The 6,683-nt window shown below is 69.0% G+C and carries 8 protein-coding genes and 1 pseudogene; 6 read left to right on the forward strand and 3 right to left on the reverse strand.

The genetic code is table 11. From position 1 onward, the window contains the following. Nucleotides 1–90 precede the first annotated feature (90 nt). A complete protein-coding gene (locus EV278_RS23060) occupies nt 91–1,107 on the forward strand; it encodes a DNA topoisomerase IB (RefSeq protein ID WP_165916752.1) in 1,017 nt (338 codons plus the stop codon). Here the strand turns inward: EV278_RS23060 and EV278_RS23065 are convergent. Together EV278_RS23065 and EV278_RS23070 are read right to left on the reverse strand one after the other, a co-directional pair. Then, the gene (locus EV278_RS23065; RefSeq protein ID WP_132096447.1) at nt 1,104–2,357 is read right to left on the reverse strand and encodes a DUF6596 domain-containing protein; all 1,254 of its coding nucleotides are present in this window, start codon (nt 2,355–2,357) and stop codon (nt 1,104–1,106) included. The two genes, EV278_RS23060 and EV278_RS23065, sit on opposite strands and share 4 nt — an antisense overlap. Continuing rightward, entirely contained in the window at nt 2,354–2,755 is a 402-nt protein-coding gene (locus tag EV278_RS23070; protein ID WP_132096449.1) for a YciI family protein, read from the reverse strand. Before EV278_RS23070 ends, EV278_RS23065 begins: the two co-directional genes overlap by 4 nt. Nucleotides 2,756–2,957: 202 nt before the next feature. Here EV278_RS23070 and EV278_RS23075 point away from each other — a divergent pair, with 202 nt between their 5' ends. Genes EV278_RS23075 through EV278_RS23085 form a run of 3 tightly spaced genes read left to right on the forward strand, consistent with a single transcriptional unit; the run spans nt 2,958 to nt 4,690 of the window. Beyond that, nucleotides 2,958–3,557, forward strand: a complete 600-nt coding sequence (locus EV278_RS23075) for a DUF2975 domain-containing protein (RefSeq protein WP_132096451.1) — start codon at nt 2,958–2,960, stop codon at nt 3,555–3,557. Beyond that, the gene (locus tag EV278_RS23080) at nt 3,557–3,805 is read left to right on the forward strand and encodes a helix-turn-helix transcriptional regulator (RefSeq protein WP_132096453.1); all 249 of its coding nucleotides are present in this window, start codon (nt 3,557–3,559) and stop codon (nt 3,803–3,805) included. The genes EV278_RS23075 and EV278_RS23080 overlap by 1 nt, the downstream gene beginning before the upstream one ends. Before the next feature lie 24 nt (nt 3,806–3,829). Next, nucleotides 3,830–4,690 (forward strand): alpha/beta hydrolase, encoded by an 861-nt coding sequence (locus EV278_RS23085; RefSeq protein ID WP_132096455.1) that lies wholly within the window; start codon nt 3,830–3,832, stop codon nt 4,688–4,690. 7 nt (nt 4,691–4,697) lie between these two features. Here the strand turns inward: EV278_RS23085 and EV278_RS23090 are convergent, their stop codons facing one another. Next, nucleotides 4,698–5,681: a YafY family protein gene (locus tag EV278_RS23090; protein WP_132096457.1), complete on the reverse strand. Its 984-nt coding sequence runs from the start codon at nt 5,679–5,681 to the stop codon at nt 4,698–4,700. 96 nt (nt 5,682–5,777) lie between these two features. On the opposite strand from EV278_RS23090, the gene EV278_RS23095 reads away from it, so the two are divergent. Both EV278_RS23095 and EV278_RS23100 read left to right on the forward strand, forming a co-directional pair. Beyond that, nucleotides 5,778–6,122 carry a hypothetical protein gene (locus tag EV278_RS23095; protein ID WP_132096459.1) on the forward strand — a complete coding sequence of 115 codons (345 nt, stop codon included), beginning with the start codon at nt 5,778–5,780 and terminating at the stop codon, nt 6,120–6,122. 282 nt (nt 6,123–6,404) lie between these two features. Then, nucleotides 6,405–6,683: pseudogene (locus EV278_RS23100) on the forward strand (flagellin); the annotation flags it as partial.

The following is a 6,683-nucleotide window of genomic DNA, read 5'->3' on the forward strand; positions in this document are numbered from 1 at the left end:
GTCTACCACGTTGGCCGACGATAGGGTTGGGAGCCAGGCGATGGACCGGCATATTTCCGAGAACGGCGACGCGGGCCGTCCAGCGAGGCGATGACCGTGCCCCGCGACACGCTGGAACCCCCTCCCGCCGAACGCACCCTGCTGGCCTATGTCAACGACCAGGAGCAGGGCATTCGCCGCCTGGCCCGCGGCAAGGGCTTTTCCTATGTCGATGAAGACGGCCGCCCCGTCAGCGACGCGGCGACCCTGGCGCGGATCAAGGCCCTGGCCATTCCGCCGGCCTGGACCAGCGTCTGGATCTGCCCCGACCCGAACGGCCACATCCAGGCGGTCGGCCGCGACCAGAAGGGCCGCAAGCAGTATCGCTATCATCCGCAATGGCGGGCCCATCGCGACGCGCAAAAATACGACCGCATGGCCGCCTTCGGCCGCGCCCTGCCCCGGCTGCGCCGCCGCGTGGCCGCCGACCTGGCCCGCCGGGGCCTGCCGCGCGAGAAGGTGCTGGCCGCCGTGGTCAGCCTGCTGGAACTGACCCTGATCCGGGTCGGCAACGACGAATACGCCAAGGCTAACAAGAGCTTCGGCCTGACCACCCTGCAGAAGCGTCACCTGAAGCTGGCGGGCGGCGGGGCGGTGTTCGAGTTCAAGGGCAAGAGCGGCAAGATGCACCGGACCGGCTTTCGCGACCGTCGCCTGGCCCGCATCGTCGCCGCCTGCCAGGAGCTGCGCGGCCAGCGTCTGTTCCAGTACGTCGACGAGGACGGCCAGCGGCGGGCCGTCGAGAGCAGCGACATCAACGACTACATCCGCGCCGCCTGCGGCGACGACTTCTCGGCCAAGGACTTCCGCACCTGGTACGGCTCGCTGGCGGCGCTGGAAGCCCTGAGCCTGAGCCCTCCGCCGACGACCCAGGCGGAGGCCAAGCGCACGCTCAACACCTGCGTCAAGGCCGTGGCGGGCCTGCTGGGCAACACCCCCGCCGTCTGCCGCGCGGCCTATATCCACCCCAAGGTGCTGGAGGCCTTCGAGACCAGCCAGCTGCCCCGGCGGCGGGCGTCGTCGCCGCGGGCCAAGGAGTTGGCGTTGCTGAAGCTGGTGGCGGGCTAAGCCGTCTCCGCCAGCCGCGCCGCCTTGCCCAGCAGGTACCGCTGCTCGGGCTGGCTGGCCGTCAGGGCGGCGGCGGCGCGATAGGCGGTCACCGCCTCGGCCTTGTCCCCAGCCATGTCCAGCAGATGCGCCCGCACCGCCGCCAGCCGGTGGTGGCCGGCGAGACGCCTGTCGCGCTTGAGCTCGGCCAGCCGTTCCAGCCCGACACGCGGTCCCTGGGCCATGGCCAGGGCCACGGCGTGGTTCAGCCGGACCATCGGATTGTCGGCCATCCGCTCCAGCAGGGCGTATAGCGCCAGGATCTGCGGCCAGTCGGTGTCCTCGGCCCGAGCGGCCTCGTCGTGCAGGGCGGCGATGGCGGCCTGGAGCTGGTAGGGACCGATCGCTCCACGCGCCAGGCCGGCCTCGACCAGGGCCACGCCCTCGGCGATCGCCCCCGCGTCCCACAGGCCGCGATCCTGTTCGGCCAGCGGGATCAGCTCGCCGTCCGCCCCCGTCCGCGCCGGACGCCGGGCGTCCGTCAGCAGCATCAGGGCCAGCAGGCCCGCAACCTCGCCGTCGTCCGGCAGCAGGGTCCGGACGGCGCGCGCCAGTCGGATCGCCTCGATCGCCAGGTCAGCACGCTGCAGCTGGGATCCGGCGCTGGCCGCATAGCCCTCGTTGAAGATCAGGTACAGAACGTGCAGCACCGACCGCAGGCGCTGGCCCCGCTCCCGGGCGTCCGGCGCCTCGAACGGCGCGCCCGAGGCGCGGATGCTCTGCTTGGCCCGGCTGATGCGCTGGGCCATCGTCGCCTCGGGCACGAGGAAGGCGCTGGCGATCTCGGCCGTCGTCAAACCGCCGACCGCGCGCAGGGTCAGGGCGATCGCCGAGGACGAGGTCAAGGCTGGGTGGCAGCACATGAACAGCAGGTTCAGCGTGTCGTCGCGTCCGGCCAGGGTGTCCAGGTCGTCCGACGGCGACACGACCTGGACCTCGCCCTCGGTCGCGACCGCCTCGCGCCGCCGCCGAGCGATCTCGCGGCGGATCTGGTCGGTCATGCGCCGCGAGGCGACCTGCGCCAGCCAGCCGCCCGGATTGGCCGGCACGCCGGTCCGCGGCCACTGGCGCGCGGCGGCCAGCAACGCCTCCTGCACGGCGTCCTCGGCGGCGGCGAAGTCGCGGTAGCGGCGAACCACCGCCGACAGGACCCGCGGCGCCAGTTCGCGCAGCAGGTCCGTCGTCTGGCGGTCCAGCGACGCCCCGGTCACATCTCCTCGCCGTTCGGCGACATCACCGGCCGCACCTCGACCGGCAGGTTCAGCGGCTTGCCGCCGGGCCCGGGGCCCTCCGACCAGCGCGAGGCGATGTGATAGGCCCGCTCGGGCGTCTCGACATCGACGATCACGTAGCCGGCCAGGAACTCCTTGGTCTCGGGGAACGGGCCGTTCGTGACTTCGGGCGCCCCGCCCTGGCTGGCCCGCACGAACCGCGCGTGCTCCGGCGGCAGCAGGCCGTGGGTCACCACCATCTCGCCCGAGGCGGTGAATTCCTCGCGGAACCGGCGCAGGTGCTCCATGTGGACCTCGATGTCGTGGGCGGGCCAGTTGTGGATCATGTCGGTCTTCCACTTGGACAGGGCGAACTGCATCATCAGAATGTACTTCATCGTCGTTTTCCCTTCGGTTGGAGCGCCGTTCTCCCGACGCTTTCGAGGGCCAGTCGGAGTCGTCGGGCCATTCTCGACATGGCGGCGAATATTTTTCGAGCCTTGTCGATTCGACGCCCACCAACGGCTCCGGATGCAGCCTGAAAATTATCGTTTGACAGAAAGAAATTTCGGAATGAGTTTGACGCCACGGGAGGACGCCATGAGCACCGTCGTCAAATTGAAGCCGCGCGCCGAGACCGTCGCGGCGAGCGAAACCGCCGCCCAGCGCCGCGTGCGCCTGGGCAGCCGCGCCCTGGCCTGGCTGTTCACCGGCCTGCTGACCCTGTCGGCGGCCATTCTGGTCGCGGCCTTGGCCGCCATGCTGTTCTACAAGGGTGAATTGGTCCGGATCGGGCCCGACAATTGCTACATCGGCGACGGACCGCCGAACTCCGTCGCCTTCGGCTCGCTGCCCCTGCCCCACCGGCTGATCTACTGCCTGGTCGGGATCGTGCGTGCGACGCCGATCATCATGCTGTTCTGGAGCCTGCGCTCGCTCTTCGGCCTCTATGCCCGGGGTCAAGTGTTCTCGCCCGAGAACGGCCGAAGCTTCAGCTGGATCGGTGGCTGGCTGTGCGCTTACGCCCTGTCGCCCTTCGTCTGCCACCTTTTCCTCAGCGCAACGGGCTACGAGATCGACAAGAACTGGGCCCACATGGCCAGCGTCCAGGCCTTCGTGCTGGGCCTGCTGGTCTTCGTGATCGGCCAGGTCATGCGGGTGGGACGCGAGATCGAGGAAGACCGCGAGGCGTTCGTCTGATGCCGATCATCCTGCGTCTCGACGTCATGCTGGCCAGGCGCAAGGTGCGCTCCAACGTCCTGGCCCGCGCCATCGGCATCACCGAGGCCAATCTCTCGCTGCTGAAGTCCGGCAAGGTGAAGGGCATGAAGTTCGAGACCCTGGAGGCGATCTGCGCCTACCTGCGGTGCCAGCCCGGCGACATCCTGGAATACGCGCCGGAAGACACGCCCGAAAGCGAACAAGACGAGTTCAAGCGCGCCGGCTGACGGCGCTTCAACCCGGAGACATCGATGCGACTGTTTTCAACGCCCGCCGCGGCGATCGCGGCCGGCTGCCTGCTGTTCAGTGGAACGCCCGTCCTCGCGCCCCCGGCCTTTGCCCCCGTCGAAGGCGGCAAGGTCGCCTACGAAACCTGCGGATCCGGCCCCAAGGCGCTTGTCCTGCTGCATGACGGCATCCTGGACAGCTCGGCCTTCGACGCCGCCTGGCCCCGGCTGTGCGCCCGGTTCAAGGTCGTCCGCTATGACCGCCGAGGCTATGGAAACTCGCCGGCCGCGACCACGCCCTACGACGCCGTCGCCGACCTGGACACGGTGATGAAGGCCGCCGGGGTCGGCCACGCGGTCCTGCTGGGGTCGTCATCGGGCGGCGGGATCGCGGTGGATTACGCCCTGGCCCATCCCCAGGCCGTGGACGGCCTGGTCCTGGTCGGGGCGGCGGTGAACGGCTTTCGACCCTCCCAGCACTTCACCGATCGGACCATGAAGCTGGTCGGCCTGCTGTCCCAGGGCCGTCTCGCCGACGCGGTCAAGGACCCCTACATCCTGACGCCCGGCGCCGAGGCCCAGCGCGCCTTCGTCGCCGCCGACCTGGCGGCTCATCCCGGCAATTTCGGCGCGTCGCGGATGGTCAAGGACGGACCGGAGGCCATGGGTCGCTTGGGCGAGATCAAGGCTGCCACCCTGATCATCACCGGTGAGGTCGACATGCCCGACATCCACGCCCACGCCGGAGCTCTGGAGGCCTTGATCCCCGGCTCCAGGCGGATCGTCATGACTGGCGGCGGCCACTTCATCTATCTGGAACGGCCCGACGCGTTCGCGGAGACGGTGGGCGGGTTCGTGGACGAAGCCGGCGGAAAGGCGCCCTAGCCGCGCGTCACGCCCCCTCGTGCGCCTTCAGGGCCGTCCGCAGCTCCTCGACCATCATCTCGCGCAGGCCTGGCGGCGACAGGATCTCGACCGCGTCGCCCCAGGTGAACAGATGCCAGGCCAGCTCGCGCATGCCGCCGGCCCGGAACGAGACCAGCACGGAACCGTCCGGCTCCTGGCTGACGATCTGGTTGGGGTGGAAGCGCCAGCGCAGGGCGTCCTCGGCGCGGCTGGGACCGATCCGCAGGCGCACATGCTCTATGGCGTCGTGATAGATCCCGAAACTCTCGTCGGCGAAGGCCTGCAGCGAGAAGTCCTCGGGCGGCGGAGCCGGCTCGTCCAGGGCGGTGACCGCGTGCATGCGGTCGAGGCGGAACGTGCGGGGCTTGGGATCCCGCCCTTCGGCCGCGACCAGATAGTTGCTGTGGCCGAACAGGATGCCCAGCGGCGTGACCTTGCGGGTCCGTCCGGGCGCGCTGCCGCCTTCGTAGCGGAACGACAGGGCCTGCAGGCCCTTCACGGCGGTGCGGATGGCGGCCAGCACCGCTTCGTCCTCGAATGGGCGCGGGCCGGGATGGACGGCGATCGTCTCGGCCTGGATCAGGGCCTCCAGGTCTGGCGCCACCTTGCGCCGCGCCGCCCCGCGCAGCGCCGACATCAACTTGCGCTCCAGGGCGTAGAGGGCCGCGGCCCGCCCGCCAGCCCCGCTGGCCGCGTAGCCGTCCGCCGCGGTGCGCAGGGCGGCCAGTTCCTCGGCGGTCGGGGTCTGGAACAGGCTGTCCAGGCCGGACGGGATGCGGAAGCGCTTGGTCGGCGGATCCTCGATCGCCTCCATCTGCGGGAAGGCGGCCCAGACCGCGTCGCGCATCCGCTCGGCCGTGCGCCGGCCCACGTCCATGGCGCGGGCCATCTCGTCCAGGGTCAGGCCCTCGGACGATCCGGCCAGCAGCCGGGCCAGGTCCAGCAGTCGGGTCGCCTTGTCGTGTCGCATGGCCCGACTCTATACGACCGTTTTTGACGCAGCACACCCCTAAAAGGGAAACTGAAGAACCGCCAGGGCAAGACGCCCGATCTGGAGCTCCGCCTCATGACCCGTCTCCTTCCCCAGGATTGGCACGTCGCCCCGGTCAGCGCCGCCATGATCTCGGCCGTGCTCGACTTCGCCGACATCCACCGCGACCTTGGCGGCGGGCGCACCCTGATGCGACTGAGCCCCGAGCGGGTGCTGCGGCCCGACATCATCCTGCTGCTGGGCCGGGACGCCGAACGCGCCGCCGACATCGGCCTGGTGTGGAACGATCGCGAGGACCAGATCGTGCGGATCGTCGATGACGCGGCCCTGCGCGCCTCGCGACAGGCCGCCTGGGAAGAGGCCTTCGACCTTTTCGACGCCGACGACCGCGACCTGGCGCCGCAGCGGCTGTGCGCCTGACCTCCGTGGGCGGACATTTGGCCGCAGGCGGCGGCGGTGCGATTTCGGTCTGCAGTCGTCGCAACCCGAAGCTTTTGCTGGCTCAGGCCGTTATTGCGTCAAATCGACACATAGCCCCAACACCTAAAATATAACCCTGCAGATTCTTCCCACCTTGCAGTTCTTTTCAAGCAGGAAGTTCCAGGTTCATCCATTTTAAACAGGCCGCCGACATCCTGATCACGAGCAAAATGCTCCCGGCTGTCAAAATGACGTCGGACACCTTGAATAGGAATACGTCGGATGCCGCTGAATAGCGTCAACACCAACTCGGGCGCGATGATCGCCCTGCAAAACCTGAACAGCACCAACAACGAACTTCAGGTCACGCAACAACGCATCAACACCGGTAAGAAGATCAGCAGCGCCAAGGACAATGGCGCGATCTGGGCGACCGCCAAAGTTCAATCCTCGACCGCCAGCTCGCTGAACGCCGTGAAGGACTCGCTGCAACGCGGCCAGTCGACCATCGACGTGGCCCTGGCCGCCGGCGACACGGTCACCGACCTGCTGGGCAAGATG

This window comes from Caulobacter sp. BK020, assembly GCF_004342605.1.
Taxonomy (GTDB): domain Bacteria; phylum Pseudomonadota; class Alphaproteobacteria; order Caulobacterales; family Caulobacteraceae; genus Caulobacter.

Excerpts from the sequence above, each read along its gene's own strand:
- EV278_RS23060 (WP_165916752.1), top strand. The coding sequence starts at position 91 with ATGACCGTGCCCCGCGACACGCTGGAACCCCCTCCCGCCGAACGCACC.
- EV278_RS23070 (WP_132096449.1), bottom strand. The coding sequence starts at position 2,755 with ATGAAGTACATTCTGATGATGCAGTTCGCCCTGTCCAAGTGGAAGACC.
- EV278_RS23075 (WP_132096451.1), top strand. The coding sequence starts at position 2,958 with ATGAGCACCGTCGTCAAATTGAAGCCGCGCGCCGAGACCGTCGCGGCG.
- EV278_RS23080 (WP_132096453.1), top strand. The coding sequence starts at position 3,557 with ATGCCGATCATCCTGCGTCTCGACGTCATGCTGGCCAGGCGCAAGGTG.
- EV278_RS23085 (WP_132096455.1), top strand. The coding sequence starts at position 3,830 with ATGCGACTGTTTTCAACGCCCGCCGCGGCGATCGCGGCCGGCTGCCTG.
- EV278_RS23090 (WP_132096457.1), bottom strand. The coding sequence starts at position 5,681 with ATGCGACACGACAAGGCGACCCGACTGCTGGACCTGGCCCGGCTGCTG.
- EV278_RS23095 (WP_132096459.1), top strand. The coding sequence starts at position 5,778 with ATGACCCGTCTCCTTCCCCAGGATTGGCACGTCGCCCCGGTCAGCGCC.